General features: G+C 73.8%; 11 protein-coding genes. 3 read left to right on the forward strand and 8 right to left on the reverse strand.

Going from position 1 to position 14,031, the window contains the following annotated elements; genetic code table 11:
- The first annotated feature begins 142 nt into the window (after window positions 1–142).
- The gene (locus tag ACFV6E_RS17010; RefSeq protein WP_385164861.1) at window positions 143–1,474 is read left to right on the forward strand and encodes a nucleobase:cation symporter-2 family protein; all 1,332 of its coding nucleotides are present in this window, start codon (window positions 143–145) and stop codon (window positions 1,472–1,474) included.
- Window positions 1,475–1,554: 80 nt separating this feature from the next.
- Here the strand turns inward: ACFV6E_RS17010 and ACFV6E_RS17015 are convergent, their stop codons facing one another.
- The 4 genes from ACFV6E_RS17015 to ACFV6E_RS17030 all read right to left on the reverse strand — a co-directional run bounded on the left by ACFV6E_RS17015 (window position 1,555) and on the right by ACFV6E_RS17030 (window position 6,333).
- Window positions 1,555–2,391 carry a chitosanase gene (locus tag ACFV6E_RS17015; protein WP_385462351.1) on the reverse strand — a complete coding sequence of 279 codons (837 nt, stop codon included), beginning with the start codon at window positions 2,389–2,391 and terminating at the stop codon, window positions 1,555–1,557.
- A 141-nt stretch (window positions 2,392–2,532) separates the two neighbouring features.
- Window positions 2,533–4,749 (reverse strand): alpha-N-acetylglucosaminidase, encoded by a 2,217-nt coding sequence (locus ACFV6E_RS17020; protein ID WP_385462353.1) that lies wholly within the window; start codon window positions 4,747–4,749, stop codon window positions 2,533–2,535.
- Window positions 4,750–5,044: 295 nt separating this feature from the next.
- Window positions 5,045–5,680: a hypothetical protein gene (locus ACFV6E_RS17025; protein ID WP_385462356.1), complete on the reverse strand. Its 636-nt coding sequence runs from the start codon at window positions 5,678–5,680 to the stop codon at window positions 5,045–5,047.
- A 53-nt stretch (window positions 5,681–5,733) separates the two neighbouring features.
- Window positions 5,734–6,333, reverse strand: coding sequence for a histidine phosphatase family protein (locus ACFV6E_RS17030; protein WP_385462359.1), 600 nt, complete (start codon window positions 6,331–6,333; stop codon window positions 5,734–5,736).
- A 407-nt stretch (window positions 6,334–6,740) separates the two neighbouring features.
- On the opposite strand from ACFV6E_RS17030, the gene ACFV6E_RS17035 reads away from it, so the two are divergent.
- Window positions 6,741–7,511, forward strand: a complete 771-nt coding sequence (locus tag ACFV6E_RS17035) for a hypothetical protein (RefSeq protein ID WP_385171313.1) — start codon at window positions 6,741–6,743, stop codon at window positions 7,509–7,511.
- Between the two features lie 70 nt (window positions 7,512–7,581).
- On the opposite strand, the gene ACFV6E_RS17040 is transcribed toward ACFV6E_RS17035, so the two are convergent.
- Window positions 7,582–8,790: a pyridoxal phosphate-dependent aminotransferase gene (locus ACFV6E_RS17040; protein ID WP_385171310.1), complete on the reverse strand. Its 1,209-nt coding sequence runs from the start codon at window positions 8,788–8,790 to the stop codon at window positions 7,582–7,584.
- 83 nt (window positions 8,791–8,873) lie between these two features.
- Here ACFV6E_RS17040 and ACFV6E_RS17045 point away from each other — a divergent pair, with 83 nt between their 5' ends.
- Complete coding sequence (locus tag ACFV6E_RS17045) at window positions 8,874–9,512, forward strand: winged helix-turn-helix transcriptional regulator (RefSeq protein WP_385462362.1); 639 nt, start codon at window positions 8,874–8,876, stop codon at window positions 9,510–9,512.
- A 708-nt stretch (window positions 9,513–10,220) separates the two neighbouring features.
- Here ACFV6E_RS17045 and ACFV6E_RS17050 read toward each other — a convergent pair.
- The 3 genes from ACFV6E_RS17050 to ACFV6E_RS17060 are packed head-to-tail and all read right to left on the reverse strand — an operon-like array spanning window position 10,221 to window position 13,910.
- Entirely contained in the window at window positions 10,221–11,066 is an 846-nt protein-coding gene (locus tag ACFV6E_RS17050) for a hypothetical protein (RefSeq protein WP_385462365.1), read from the reverse strand.
- Window positions 11,066–12,331, reverse strand: a complete 1,266-nt coding sequence (locus ACFV6E_RS17055) for a VWA domain-containing protein (protein WP_385462368.1) — start codon at window positions 12,329–12,331, stop codon at window positions 11,066–11,068. Before ACFV6E_RS17055 ends, ACFV6E_RS17050 begins: the two co-directional genes overlap by 1 nt.
- A 46-nt stretch (window positions 12,332–12,377) precedes the next feature.
- Complete coding sequence (locus ACFV6E_RS17060; RefSeq protein ID WP_385462371.1) at window positions 12,378–13,910, reverse strand: IucA/IucC family protein; 1,533 nt, start codon at window positions 13,908–13,910, stop codon at window positions 12,378–12,380.
- Between the last annotated feature and the right edge of the window lie 121 nt (window positions 13,911–14,031).

Here is a 14,031-nt window from a genome sequence, read left to right on the forward strand (position 1 = left end):
TCACCTCCCTGACACCCGCGTCGACGAGGACGCGTAACCGACCGGAGGAGCCGCCGTGGCCGCCCAGCCCGCGCCCAGCACCGATGCAGTCCCCACCGACCGGGGCACCCACCCGGTCGACGAGAAACTACCGCCCCTGAAGATGGCGACCAGCGGTCTCCAGCACGTGGCCGCCATGTACGCCGGAGTGGTCGCCCCGCCCCTGATCGTCGGAGCCGCCGTCGGCCTGTCCGGCACCGAACTGACCTTCCTCACCGGCGCCTGTCTCTTCACCGCGGGCCTCGCCACCTTCCTTCAGACCCTCGGCATCTGGAAGATCGGCGCCCGGCTCCCGTTCGTCAACGGCGTCACCTTCGCCGGGGTCGCCCCCATGACCGCCGTCGTCGCCTCCACCGACGACAAGCGCGACGCCCTGCCGGTCATCTTCGGCGCGGTGATCGTGGCCGGGGTGCTCGGCTTCCTCGCCGCGCCCGTCTTCTGCAAGGCGGTGCGCTACTTCCCGCCGGTCGTCACCGGCTCCGTCATCACGCTCATCGGCGTCTCGCTGCTGCCGGTCGCCTTCGGCTGGGCCCAGGGCCCCGACCCGACGGCGCACGACTACGGTTCGACGACCTGTCTGGGGCTGGCGGGTGTGACGCTCGCCCTGGTGCTGCTGCTGCGCCGCTTCACCCGCGGCTTCGTCAAGCAGATCGCCGTCCTGCTCGGCCTGGTCGCGGGCACGCTCATCGCGATCCCGTTCGGCGTCACGGACTTCGCCCCGGTCGCCGACGCTCACCTCGTCGGCTTCCCGACCCCGTTCCACTTCGGCGCACCCCGGTTCCACATAGCGGCGATCCTCTCGCTCTGCGTGGTGATGGTGGTGTCGATGACCGAGTCCACCGCCGACATGCTGGCGCTCGGCGAGATCGTGGAACGGCCCGCCGACGAGCGGACCATCGCGGCGGGCCTGCGCGCCGACACCCTCGGCTCGGCGCTCAGCCCGTTCTTCAACGGCTTCATGTGCAGCGCCTTCGCGCAGAACATCGGCCTGGTCGCCATGACACGGATCCGCAGCCGGTACGTGGTCGCCACCGGCGGCGGCTTCCTGGTGCTGCTCGGCCTGTGCCCGATGGCGGCCTCGCTCATCGCGGTCGTACCGCGCCCGGTGCTCGGCGGCGCGGGCGTCGTGCTGTTCGGCTCGGTCGCCGCGAGCGGTATCCAGACGCTGGTCAGGGCCGGTCTGGAGAAGGACAACAACGTCGTGGTCGTCGCGGTCTCGCTGGCCGTCGGCATCATCCCGATCACCGCGCCGGAGTTCTACCACGCGTTCCCGGAGACGGCGCGCATCGTGCTCGACTCGGGCATTTCGACGGGCTGCGTGACCGCGGTCGTGCTGAACCTGGTCTTCAACCACTTGGGCAGGGGCAAGGACGCGCACGACGTCACCCACCCCATGGAGGCAGGCGAGGACCTGAAAGCCGTCCCGGCGCACTGACCCGCCGGCGGCACGCGGACGTACGAAGGGCGCGGCACCACGCGTGCCGCGCCCGGCGGCCGACCGGACCCGACGGTGCCTCAGCCGATGCGGTAGCTGTCCCCGTACACCTTCCAGGCCAGCGGCGGGTCCAGGTTCAGGTTCCGCTCCTGGAGGAAGACGCGCTGCGCGGTGTCGACGCGGGTGGTGTCCGAGTGGGCCTCCTCCTGCTTCATCGCCCACACCCGCGCGTCGAGGAACGCGTTCAGGTACGTCACCTCGTCGCCGCCCTGCGCGGGCGTCCTCGCCTGGGCGAGGGCCCGCCGCCGGATGGTGCCGAAGCCGGTCGCGTCGTCGCCGTCGCCGTGCATCACGATGGCGTCGTAGTACGCGAACTGGCCCAGGACGCCGAGGGAGTCGGCCTTGGCCCGCTCGACCGCGGGACCAAAGTACACCCGGTCGCGCTCGTCGTCCTGCGCCTGCCGGAAGGCCGGATCCCCGGCCGCCTCGCGCCAGGCGGCGGGGAAGCCGGGGTCCAGGCCCTCGTGCGAGTCGCCGCCGTTCACCCGGCGCAGGGCGGGCAGGTATCCGGCGAGGACGTTGCCGGGCTCGCGGTCGGTGTACAGCTCGACGAGGGCCAGCATGTCGCTGGTGCCGGAGCAGAAGCCGATGATGCCGGCGGTGTAGCCGCGGCCGTCGCCTATGTCCTCGATGTAGCCGTACTGCGCCTGCCAGTCCAGCGAGGAGTTCTCGGCGCTGGAGACCAGCCGCATGGCGATCTCCTTCTTCGCCGGGTCGTCCAGACCGGTCGCCGCCGCCCCGGCCGCGGCGGCGGACCGGGCGGTGACGGCGGCGCCCGTCCCCGCCACCAGTACGGCTCCGAACAGGGTGAGCAGCGAGCGGCGCGAGGCGCGTATGTGGGGGGAGGGGGAGTGCACGGTGCCTCCAGGCAGGGAGTACGTCCGAACTGTTAGGAAGGTTTCCTACCAGGAATGGCGGATGACGTATACCCATCAACCAAGAGGCTCCGGGAGTTCACAGGCGGGCCGGTCGCGCGCCGCGCGGCGGCCCACCCGCCGCTACCGCGTCGCCGCCAGCCGCTCCCGCACCCGCACGGCCTCGGTGTACGTGTCACCCGTGGGCCGCGTCGCCAGCTCCCCGGGGTCGCGCGTCCAGCGGTCCTCCAGGGCGAACCAGTCGATCGCCGCCGGTGCGCGGCCCGCCCGCAGCGCCGAGCGCAGCTCCTCGAAGTACGTCGACCAGCGCAGCCGGTACAGGCCGCCGACCAGCCCCGACCACTCACGGTTCGCGTAGTCGCGCAGCCCCGCGTCCGCGCCCTCGCGGGTGCCCCACACCGTCAGCAGCGACAGCGCGTCGTACGCCAGCCGGTCCCGCTCCGTGTCGTCCGCGCCCCACGACCGGGCCCGCTCCACCCAGCGGCCCAGCAGATGGTCCGCGTCGGTGGCCACCAGCCGCTCCAGGTCGTCCATCAGGGCCAGCCAGATGCGCGCCGCCGCGTCGAACCGGGCGGCGTCACCGGAGTCGTACGCCTGCTTGACGCGCGGGAGGAGGACGCGGCTGCGGTTGGCGAGGGCCTGGCGGGCCACGTCGAGCAGGTCCCGGCGGTACGCCGACGAGCCGCGCAGCTCCTCGCGCACGCGCAGCAGCTCGTCGAGTGCGGGCTCGAATTCCTCGGCGTGGTACCGCAGTTGCCTCGGCGACCAGCTCGCCGCCCGGTTCACCGTCAGCGCGGGCCGGGCCCCGAACAGCCCGTCCGCGCCCTCGCTCCACGAGTCGGCGCGCGTGGTCCCGTACGCGGTCCGGCGCAGGATGTCCCAGGCCGCTCCGGCGTGCGGGTCGGGGGCGCCGTACCGGGCCCGCGCCCAGTCGCGGAACCAGACGGCGAGGTCGAGTTCGCCCTCCCGCCAGGCCAGTTCGGAGAAGAGCGCGAAGGCGGCGGGGTTGTTGTCGGCGGCCTCCGGCATCAGCGCGGTACCGCACAGCGTGCTGCCCTTCTTCGTGCGCCACTTCTCGTACGTGGCCGCCCACTCGGGGGTGTTGGCGCCCAGCGCCGTATGACCGCCGAAGTTCCAGATGGAGCCGAACGCGTACGGGGTGGAGCCCCAGTCGGACTCGCGGTCGGTGACCCGCGGGAAACGGTCCGACAGGCCGTCCACGACGACCATCCGCTCCTTCGACACGGCGTCGACGATCGCCCGCGGCGGATTGTGCTGCCAGCCCAGGATCACCCAGAGCGCGTCCGGGTGCGCCCGCAGCAGCGCCTCCTCGACGGCTCTCGCCGCGTCGCCGACGGGCACGTCACCCGGGCTGCCGCCCTCGTGCAGCAGATCCATCTTGAACAGGGTGGAGGGACCGAACATTTCCTCTTGGACGCGGTAGAAGGCGGCGGCCACCCGCGCGAAATGGTCGGTGCGCGGGTCCAGCCAGTCGGGTCGCGCGAGCCCCATCCACGTGCCCTGCGGGATCGTGCGGGCCCCGGGGTCGCGGTCGGCGAAGCCCGGCGGGACGGTGCCGAAGAAGCCCGGTAACACCGGAGTCATGCCCAGCTCGCGCACCCGGTCGGCGATCCGCACGCCGAGCGCGGCCCGCGCGTCGAGCAACTGCCGTGAGACCGGGTACGGGAAGCCGGACAGGTTCTGCAGCAGCCACCACGGCTGGTGGGCGGGGCCCGGGATCCACCGCCGCAGTTCCTCGTCCGCGTACCCGAACTCCTGGAAGAGCCGGTGGTAGAGGGCGTCCGCGCCCGTGTACACGAGCACCTCGTTGTAGCCGTGCAGCGCGAGCACGTCGAGCTCGCGCTCCCAGTACGCCCAGTCGTGGTACGGGCCGGTGTAGCCGTCGTTCGTGTCGTTGAGGACGAAGCGGTGCGGGACGTTCGCGCGGCGGGTGACGGTGGAGTCCGGGGCGGGCAGCTCGCGCGGCAGGTCGAGCTGCTGGCCGGCCCAGTTGACGTCCGCGTACGCGACGTTGCGCAGATACCAGTTCAGGCCGGTGAGCTGGGCCGCCGGGGTGGTGCCCGCGACGGTGACCAGACCCGTTCGCCCGGACACCTCGAAGACGTCGGAGCCGGACACCGGGGCCGCCGTGCGGAACTCGAACTGCTGCCAGTGGTCCGGCAGGAGCCGGCGGGCGGCGGCGCGGGCCGCCCCGGCGGACGCCGCGGGTGCGCCGCCGAACCCGGCGGAAGGGGTGCCGCCGAGACCGGAGGCACGGGAACAGGCCATCATCGTCCCTGCGGCCAGGGCGGCGAAGACGGCACGGCGGGCAAGCGGCATGGGGACTCCGTGTGTCGCGGGTGGGGGGATGCCGTGTGCAGGGATACCCGCTGAGCCGCCGGCCGAGCGCACCGGCACGCCACAAGGCGGTGAATCCACCGTGAACGGGCCGAATTACACCGCACGGCCGGGCAGGCGGGACCCTCCCCGCCCGCCCGGCCGCGCGGCGTGATCCGCGCTCAGCCGCGGGCGGACGCCTCGCCACTGACAGCGGGGGTGGAAGTACCGGTGGCCGTCAGCCCGGCCCGGCTGATGCCGAGAACCGCCGTTCGCGGACGGGGAGGGCGCGTCCGCCTCACGCCCGTCTCGGTGAGGCGAGCAGGTACTTCTCGCCCGTACGGGGTTCGCCGTGGGCGCTCACCTGCCAGCCGGCCCCCTCCAGTGTGGCCGCGCAGCACCGCAGGGCCGCCGGGTCCGGCTCCCGCACGGCGACGGCCTCCGGCTGCGCGGTCGCCCGCACCCGGTAGCCGGGGCCGTCCGGGTCCGGGCCCGCGGGGCGGTGGCCCGCGGCCTCCAGGGCGAGCGCGGCGGCCTGCACCAGATGCGTACGCTCCCAGTCGCACGGACGGTCCACGGCGCCGTCCCGCCCCGTCATCCGCCGCAGCTCCAGCAACCCCTCCCAAGCGCCGCGCACCTCGCGGAGCCGGGCGGATCCCGGTCCTGCGGGCTCCTCCTCGCCACCGGTCCGCGCGGCGAAGACCCCCTCGGCCCGGGCGGCGGGAGCGGCCTGCTGCTCCCGGGCGGGCTCCGCGTCCCGCACGCGGTGCCCGGCGGGCGTCAGAAAGTGGTCGTGCGGCGGCCGGGGGTGCCGGAAGGCGAGGCCGCGCTCGACCAGCGCGGCGAGCTGGGCCTGCGTACCCCGCAGCCGCCCGGTCACGGGCTCCGCGGCATCGATCACCCGCCGTTGCGCGGCGGTCGGCGGTCGCGACACGGCCGCCCCCTTCCCGGTGGCTGTGGCTGTGGCTGTACCTGTCGCTGCCGAGACTAGGCGGAGGGTCCGACATTCCAGCGGGCGACGACCGGGCGCTCGTGCTCGGTGCCGAGCAGCCCGGCGGTGCCCGTCTCGAGCTTGAACAGCGCGCCGTCGGACGGCGGCAGCCCCAGATAGCGTGCGGTGAGCACCCGCAGGAAGTGCCCGTGGCTGACCAGCGCCACATGGCCCTCGGTGGTCTCCTGCGCGGCGCGGACCCGGGCCAGTACGCGGTCGGCGCGCGCGCCGACCTGCTCCGGGCTCTCCCCGGGGTGCTCGGGCGGCCCGGCGGCGACACCGTCCGTGAACAGGAACCAGCCGGGCCGGGTGCGCTGGATCTCCGGTGTGGTGATCCCCTCGTAGGCGCCGTAGTCCCACTCGGCCATCTCGTCGTCGGTCCGCGTCGCGTGCAGGCCGGCCAGCTCGGCGGTCTGCCGGGCCCGCAGGAGCGGGCTGACGAAGACGGCGCCGACCGGTTCCTTCGCGAGCAGCGGGGCGACGGCGCGCGCCTGCTCCCGCCCCTCCTCGGTCAGCGGGAGGTCGGTCCAGCTCGTGTGCTTCCCGGACCGGGACCACTCGGTCTCCCCGTGCCGCACGAGGATCAGATCACCCATGGCCGGCAGCCTTTCTGCTCGTGTCGGGTTCCTCGAACCCGTCGTACGTCTCGCCCGGCGTCGCCCGACGCCGGTCATCATCATGATCGGTAACCGGTTACCGATCGCCCGCATTCCCGTCCGGCGGCTCCGGGCCGACTACCGCCAGCAAGTTCCTGACCAGCGGATTCCGGTCGTCCCCGCGCCATGCTACGGCGACCCGGGTACGGGCGGTGCCAGGGGCGACGCGGCGGAAGGCGACACCGCTGAGCCGGATGCGGCGGATGCTCGCGGGCGCGACCGAGACGCCCGGACCGATCCCCGCCCGGACGCGGGGCCGCCCCTTGCCCCTGCCGTGAGCGGACTGCTCGGGCCTACCATCCGATGAGTCGGCGGTGACACCGTTCGGCCTGCGCGAAGGGGGAACCGTGCTGACCGAGGTTGTGGTGGCGGCCATCGGAGCCGCGGGGACTCTGGGGGTCGCGTACCTGGCCCGCGGCCCGCAGCGCCGGGAGCGCAGGGACAGCAGCGCTCCGCTGCTGGACCTGAGCGAGCACTGCGGCTACATCCGAGGTCTCGCGGAGGCCGCGGTGCTCGACTGCGAGCGCGTGCTCGCGCTGCTGTCGGACCGGCGGTCGAGCCGCATCGACTGGCCGCTGCGCGAGACGTACGAGGTGTTCGTGGAGAAGGCGGCTCCGCTGGACGGATCGCAGGTGGAAGCCGTTCAGCTCCGCCGGTACGCGGACACGGTGAGCGGCTTCGCCTCGGAACTCGCAGCCGTGTGCGAAAAGATGCACCGCTTCGCCGAGCAGCCCGCCCCGGGGCGGAGCGCAAGCAGGACGCGCGCCCTGAGGAGACTGGCGGAGACGGACCTTCCCGGGCTGAGACGCCGACTGCCGTCGCTCGACGAACGGTTCGACACTTTGCTGGAGAGCTGGCTGGAGACGGTCAGGCTCAGGGTGCCGCCCGGTGCCACGCGGTATTTCGCACGACGCTCCCGGCGTCACTACCAGCGCCATGTGTCGATGGGAAGGAGCACGGCGTTCCTTCATCCGCGAACGCGGGAGGTGCCCGCCACCGCGACGCGTGATCCGGAACCCGTCGCCACGCCCGCGTGCAACAACTGCGTGTGGCAGTGCCCGCACGCCCCCTTCGGGAGCGGCGGCCCAGGGGACCGCCCGCTGGCGCCGCCTGCCTGAGTCCGGGGCCGTACCGCCGCTCCCTGGCGTCCCTGGGCACGGGACGAGTGACGCCTGAAGCGCGCCGCCGCTACTGCCGGTACCCGCCCAGGAAGCGGCCGATCCTGCTGATCGCCGCGTCCAGGTCGTCCGCGTAGGGGAGGGTCAGGATGCGGAAGTGGTCGGGGGAGGGCCAGTTGAAGCCGGTGCCCTGGACGACCTGGATCTTCTCCCGCAGCAGCAGGTCGAGGACGAACTTCTCGTCGTCGTGGATCTTGTGGACCTTCGGGTCGAGACGCGGGAAGGCGTACAGGGCGCCCTTGGGCTTCACGCAGCTCACGCCCGGGATCTCGTTCAGCTTCTGCCAGGCGCGGTCGCGCTGTTCGCGGAGCCGGCCGCCGGGGGCGGTGAGTTCGCGGATGGACTGGCGCCCGCCCAGCGCGGCCTGGATCGCGTACTGCGCGGGGGCGTTGGCGCACAGCCGCATCGAGGCCAGCATCGTCAGCCCCTCCAGATAGCTGCGCGCGTGCTGCTTCGGCCCCGTGACGACCAGCCAGCCGGAGCGGAAGCCCGCCACCCGGTAGGTCTTCGACAGGCCGCAGAAGGTGAGGACCACCAGGTCGGGCGCGAGCGCGGCGGCCGAGTGGTGCACGGCGTCGTCGTACAGGATCTGGTCGTAGATCTCGTCGGCGAAGACCATCAGGCCGTGGCGGCGGGCGAGATCGAGGATGGACTCGATGATCTCCTTCGGGTAGACCGCGCCGGTGGGGTTGTTCGGGTTGATGATCACGACGGCACGGGTGCGGTCGGTGATCTTCGCCTCCATGTCGGCGAGGTCCGGGTACCAGTCCGACTGCTCGTCGCAGAGGTAGTGCACCGCCTTGCCGCCGGCGAGCGTGGTCACGGCCGTCCAGAGCGGGAAGTCAGGGGCCGGGATCAGTACCTCGTCACCGTCCTCCAGCAGCCCCTGTACGGCCATCGAGACCAGCTCGGAGACGCCGTTGCCGAGGAAGACGTCGTCCACGTCGACCTCCAGACCGAGCGCCTGGTAGCGCTGGGCCACGGCGCGGCGCGCGGAGAGGACGCCCCGCGAGTCCGTGTAGCCGTGCGCCTGCGGCAGCATCCGGATCATGTCCTGGAGGATCTCCTCCGGCGCCTCGAAGCCGAAGGCCGCGGGATTGCCGGTGTTCAGGCGCAGCACACTGTGGCCCGCCTCCTCGAGCGCGTTGGCGTGCTCGATCACCGGGCCCCGGATCTCGTAACAGACCTCGCTGAGCTTGCTCGACTGCCGGAACTCCATGCCGTGCCCTCCGGTTCGTGGTGTTGCTTGGTTTTACCAAGTGGGTGCTTGGAAAGTCCAACGACATGTCTAGACTGCGTCGCATGTCACCTCGCCGTAGCTACGACCAGTACTGTTCCGTCGCCCGCGCCCTGGACGCCGTCGGTGACCGCTGGACCCTGCTGATCGTCCGTGAACTCCTCGCCGGTCCGCGCCGCTACACCGACCTCCACGCCGACCTGCCGGGCGTGAGCACGGACGTGCTGGCCTCCCGGCTGAAGGACATGGAGCGCGACGGCCTGACGACCCGCCGCAGACTGCCGCCGCCCGGCGCGGCGTACGTGTACGAAGTCACCGGCCGCGGGCGGCAGTTGCTGCCGGTGCTCCAGGCGCTCGGCGAGTGGGGCGCGCCCGCGCTGGGCGAGCGGCGGCCCACCGACGCCGTACGCGCCCACTGGTTCGCACTGCCGCTGCTGCGCGGGCTGGAGGGCGAGGGGTTCGAGGGGGTCGTGGAAGTACGGCTCGACGAGGGGGAGTTCCATCTGCGGCTCGGCGCCGGGGACGACGGCCCGGTCTACGCGGACGGTCCCGCGCCCGGGGAACCGGACGCCCGGCTTTCCCTCGACGGCGGAACCTGCGAGAGGGTCGCCGGCGGAACCCTCCCCCTGCGGGACGCGCTGCGCGCCGGACGCGCCGGGGTGACCGGCGACAGCCCCCTGGCCAAGGCGCTGCGGGAGATGTGACGCCGGGCTGCGGGCGGGCGGGTGCGCCGCGCATGAGGGGGGCCGCCGCGCCCTGGTCGGGCACGACGGGAGCCCCGCCGCGCCCTGGTCGGGCACGACGGGAGCCCCGCCGCGCCCTGGTCGGGCACGACGGGAGCCCCGCCGCGCCCCGGTCGAGCGTGGCGGGAAGCCCGCCGCGCCCGTGTGCCGCGTACGGCGGACCGCCCGGCCGGGCCTCGTGTGCCGCGTGTGGAGGGAGGCCTGCCGGGCCTCGTGTGCCGCGTCCGGCGGGGGGCCTGCCGTGTCCGTGTGTCGCGTATGGCGGGAGCCCCGTTGGGCCTCGGTCGGGCGCGGCGAGAGGCCCGTCGGGCCTCGGTCGGGCGCGGTGAGAAGCCCGTCGCGCCCTCGTGTGCCGCGTGTGGGGGGAGGTCTGCCGGGCCTCGTGTGCCGCGTCCGGCGGGGGGCCTGCCGTGTCCGTGTGTCGCGTATGGCGGGAGCCCCGTCGGGCCTCGGTCGGGCGCGGCGAGAGGCCCGTCGGGCCTCGGTCGGGCGCGGTGAGAAGCCCGTCGCGCCCTCGTGTGCCGCGTGTGGCGCGTGTGGCGGGGAGTCCGCCGGGCCCCGTGCGCCGCGTACGGCGGGGAGCCCGCCGCGCCCCGTACGCCGCGTGCGGTGGGAGGCCCGTCGCGCCCCGTGCGGGCACGGCGGGCCTCCGTGGGCCTCCGGTACCGCTCAGGCGCCCGGCGGTACCCGGGACGGGCGGCCCGAGCCGCGGGTCAGGGCGTAGCCGCCGATGCCGGCCAGGGCGGCCAGGACGCCGCCGATCGCCGTCCACACCCAGCGGTCGGACCACCAGCCGGAGGTCCAGCCGTCGTCCGGTTCGATGGACGACAGCACGGCCGCGGGGGAGTCGTCCGACTCGCCGGTGTCCTCGGCCTGCTCGGCCGTGGCGATGCCCGGGACCAGCGGCTTCGCCAGGGAGCCGTCCACCGCCGCCGCACCGCCGATGTCCTTGGCGTCCGCCTGCACCTCGGCGCTGACCGGCAGCCCCTGGTCGGACGACGGCAGGCCGGTCACGGTCAGCCGGATGTAGTACGTGCCCGGCAGCGGGTCGTCGGCCCACGGCTCGGACCAGGCGCGGACCGTGCGCAGCGTGCAGGACAGGTCCACCGAACCCGTGCCCTGGGCCGCCGTCCGCGTCTGCGCGCCGTACTGGCACGCCTGGCGGCGCCGCAGCCCGTCGTACACGTCGAGCTGCCAGGTCTCGCCCGCGTGCGAGTCCGGCAGTTTGACGGTCGCCTTCACGGTGGGCCGCTGGCCGGCGTCCGCGGGGAACGACCAGTACAGGTAGTCCCCCGTGGAGCCGCCCGCGGTGCCCTGCTGGCCGAGGTCCAGCTCCGTCGCCGTGCGGAAGGAGGTGCCCGCCTCGGTGGGCGCGCCGTCGTCGTCCGACGGGCTCGCCGACGGCGAGGAGTCGGCGGTGGCCGGGGAGGCGGTGGCCGGGAAGAATGCCGCGCCGAGCGCGAACAGCCCGGCGGTCAGCACACGGGCGGCGCGGGTGACTCGTACGGTACGCATCAGTTGGTCCTCCAGACCGCGACCCGCCAGCGGGAGATCCAGCCCCACAGCACACCCGCGAGGAAGCCGGTGAGCACCAGGGCGGCCAGCAGCCACCAGCCGCGGCCGAGGCCGAACGAGGCCACGTCGCCCGCCTGGTCGGGCCCGTCGACGACGTCGACGGTCAGCTCCAGCGGCAGACCCGGGGTGGTCTTGACGCCGCCGGCCGCGGAGAAGGAGTTGGTCACCTGGAGGCAGACCGTCTCGGGGGTCGTGTCCTCGTCGTCGTCGCTCTCCGCCTTGGGGTAGCGCAGACCGGTGGACATGACGTCGGTACGGCCGTTGCCCGCGGCCTCGCCGCGGACGATCTCCCGGCCGTGCACGGTGACCGCGCGCAGCAGGACGCCGTAGTCCGGGTTGACGGCGCGGTCCGCCGACACGCTCACGGAGGCGCGCAGTTCCTTGCCCGGCTCGACGTCGACGCGGTACCAGCGCTCCTGGCCGAACTCCTCGCGGTCGGTGTAGAGACCGGACTTCAGCTCGGGGGCCTTGGCACAGGCGTCGGCGCCGTCCACGGCGACCGGTGTCACCACCGGGTCGGCCGCCCGATCGACCAACTGGCCGACGCGGTCGGAGAGTTCCTCCTTGTGCTGCACCGAGGTGTAGGTGCCGCCGGTGGCCTCCGCGATGCAGGAGAGCTGGTCGCGGGTCTTCGCGTCGGGCACCAGGCCCAGGGTGTCGATGGTCAGGCCGATGCCCTTGGCGGCGATCTCGCGGGCCACCTCGCAGGGGTCGAGCGGCTGGCAGGTGTCCTCGCCGTCGCTGATCAGCACGATCCGCCGGGAGCCCTCGCCGCCGTCGAGGTCGTCGGCGGCCTTGCGCAGCGCGGGCCCGATCGGCGTCCAGCCGGTGGGGACGAGGGTCGCGACCGCGGTCTTGGCGTCGGTGCGGTCCAGCGGGCCGACCGGGTAGAGCTGCGCGGTGTCCTTGCAGCCCGTCTTCCGGTCGTCGCCCGGGTAGTTCGCGCCGAGCGTCCGTATCCCGAGCTGGACCTCCTCGGGCGTCGCGTCGAGCACCTCGTTGAACGCCTGCTTCGCCGCGGCCATCCGGGTGCCGCCGTCGATGTCCTTCGTCCGCATCGAACCGCTGACGTCCAGGACGAGTTCGACCTTGGGGGCGGTCGCGGTCGTCTCGTCGGCGACCGCCGCGGACGGGACGGCGATCCCGGCCGTCAGGGCGGCGAGCAGGGCACAGATCCCCGTCGCCAGCCGTTGTCTTGTGATCATCGCCGGATCCTATTGAGCAAAGGTGCCGCGCTTCAAAACGGCCGGGTCACGCCCGCGGCCCCGCCAGCGGGTTGGGCAGCGCCGTCCACTGGTCGCCCGGTGTCCCCGGGGACAGCCGCATCAGCGTCAGCGCCTTGACCGGCAGCGGGTCCTCGAGCAGCGCGGCGAGATCGGCGGTGTCCGGCAGATCCCGTACGGCGGTGCCGAGGGCGGTGCGCAGCGCGGCCGTGGAACCCGCCGTGGCGCCCAGCGTGCCGGCCACGAGCGAACCGAACAGCTTGCGGCGCAGCGCCGTCACGTCGTCCGTGATGATGCGGGCCGCCGGCTCCGGGGCCGGGATGCCGTGCCGGGCCAGCCGGACCGGGCTGACCCGGATGTCGGACAGGTCGCGGTAGACCAGCCGCAGCGGGGCGCCCGAGGGGGAGAGGACGACCAGAAGGTTCTGTCCGTGCGCCTCCAGGGCCACTCCCAGGTCGAGCAGGCGCAGCCCGGCCCGCAGGGTCAGACGCGCGAAGTCGGCCAGCCAGGCGGCGGACCTGGGCAGCCCGGTGCCGGGGAGGGCGGCCACCGGGACCACCCGCTCGCCCGTCCCGGCGTACGCGTCCGGGGACTCGCGCACCATCGCGGCCAGATCGGGCGAACCGGTGGTGACCGCGCCCAGGGTGCGGGTGATGTCCAGCAGCCCGTCCGTGTACGCGGCGGCCTTCTCCATGAACGCCGACACCGGCGCCGCCATGACGATCGAGGCGACCGAGATGTCCCGCACGGAGGAGGTGAGCCGGGTGCTCAGCGCGGTCTTGACGTGCACGCCCGCCTGTTCGGCGGCCGGGCCCCCGGCGAGGGCTAGGGTGCGCAGGGACATCAGCGGGTGGGCGGCGGGACCCGGCAGGACCGGCACGCCGAGCACGTGCTCCGCCTGCCAGGGGTGGACGGGTATCAGCACCCGGCCGCCTTCGCGCAGCCACCCCGGCCACTCGCCCGTCACGGCGGAGGCGTCCACCGCCACGTACCGCAGCTCCACCAGCGGGCGGTGCTCGGGCCCGTACGCCAGTTGCTCGGCCACGGTGAATCCGGGCCGCGAGCGGCAGTTCGGGTGGTACGGGTGCCCGTCGACCACTCGCTGCTCCCACTCCCACCCCGGCACCGGGAGCCGGCCGCGGACCCGGACGTCACCGCTCGGCTGCGCGGCCCGGGACAGCGCCAGCGAGGCGACGCTGTCCGCGAGTTCGGCGGCGAAGGCGGCACCGTGCGGGACGCCGAGCGCCGTCATCAGCGCCGCCGGACCGGCGTACGGCCGCCCGTCGAGGCGGACTTCGGTGACGTGGTCCGCCGTCGTGTACGGGTCGGCGGGCGGTCCCTGGAGCCGCCGGCCGTCGGCGAGACGGAGCGTGAGCCCCTCGTGCTCCCGTGCGCGGTGCGTGACCCAGGGCAGCGGCTCGTGGGCCAGCGCGCGCCACAGCCGGGACAGGACCGCGGCCCCGGCACCGGGCAGGGCCGCAGCGTACGGCTCCGCCAGTCCGGGGCGCAGCGCGTCGAGCTCGGCGGCGAATCCGAGGCCAGGGGTGGGGGGTCGGTGCACGGTGGGACTCCTCGATGCGGGGGCGGTGTGGCGGGTACCGGCGGGTACGGGCACGCTGGTCACCGGTGCGATCGCACATGGTCACCGGTGCCATCACACCTCACGCACGGTCATACTGATC

Origin of the sequence: Streptomyces sp. NPDC059785, from assembly GCF_042732375.1 — a bacterium.
Classification (GTDB): Bacteria; Actinomycetota; Actinomycetes; order Streptomycetales; family Streptomycetaceae; genus Streptomyces.

Coding starts and splice junctions, on each gene's coding strand:
- ACFV6E_RS17045 (WP_385462362.1), top strand. CDS start 8,874: ATGTCACCTCGCCGTAGCTACGACCAGTACTGTTCCGTCGCCCGCGCC.
- ACFV6E_RS17030 (WP_385462359.1), bottom strand. CDS start 6,333: ATGGGTGATCTGATCCTCGTGCGGCACGGGGAGACCGAGTGGTCCCGG.
- ACFV6E_RS17055 (WP_385462368.1), bottom strand. CDS start 12,331: ATGATCACAAGACAACGGCTGGCGACGGGGATCTGTGCCCTGCTCGCC.
- ACFV6E_RS17020 (WP_385462353.1), bottom strand. CDS start 4,749: ATGCCGCTTGCCCGCCGTGCCGTCTTCGCCGCCCTGGCCGCAGGGACG.
- ACFV6E_RS17040 (WP_385171310.1), bottom strand. CDS start 8,790: ATGGAGTTCCGGCAGTCGAGCAAGCTCAGCGAGGTCTGTTACGAGATC.
- ACFV6E_RS17010 (WP_385164861.1), top strand. CDS start 143: ATGGCGACCAGCGGTCTCCAGCACGTGGCCGCCATGTACGCCGGAGTG.
- ACFV6E_RS17050 (WP_385462365.1), bottom strand. CDS start 11,066: ATGCGTACCGTACGAGTCACCCGCGCCGCCCGTGTGCTGACCGCCGGG.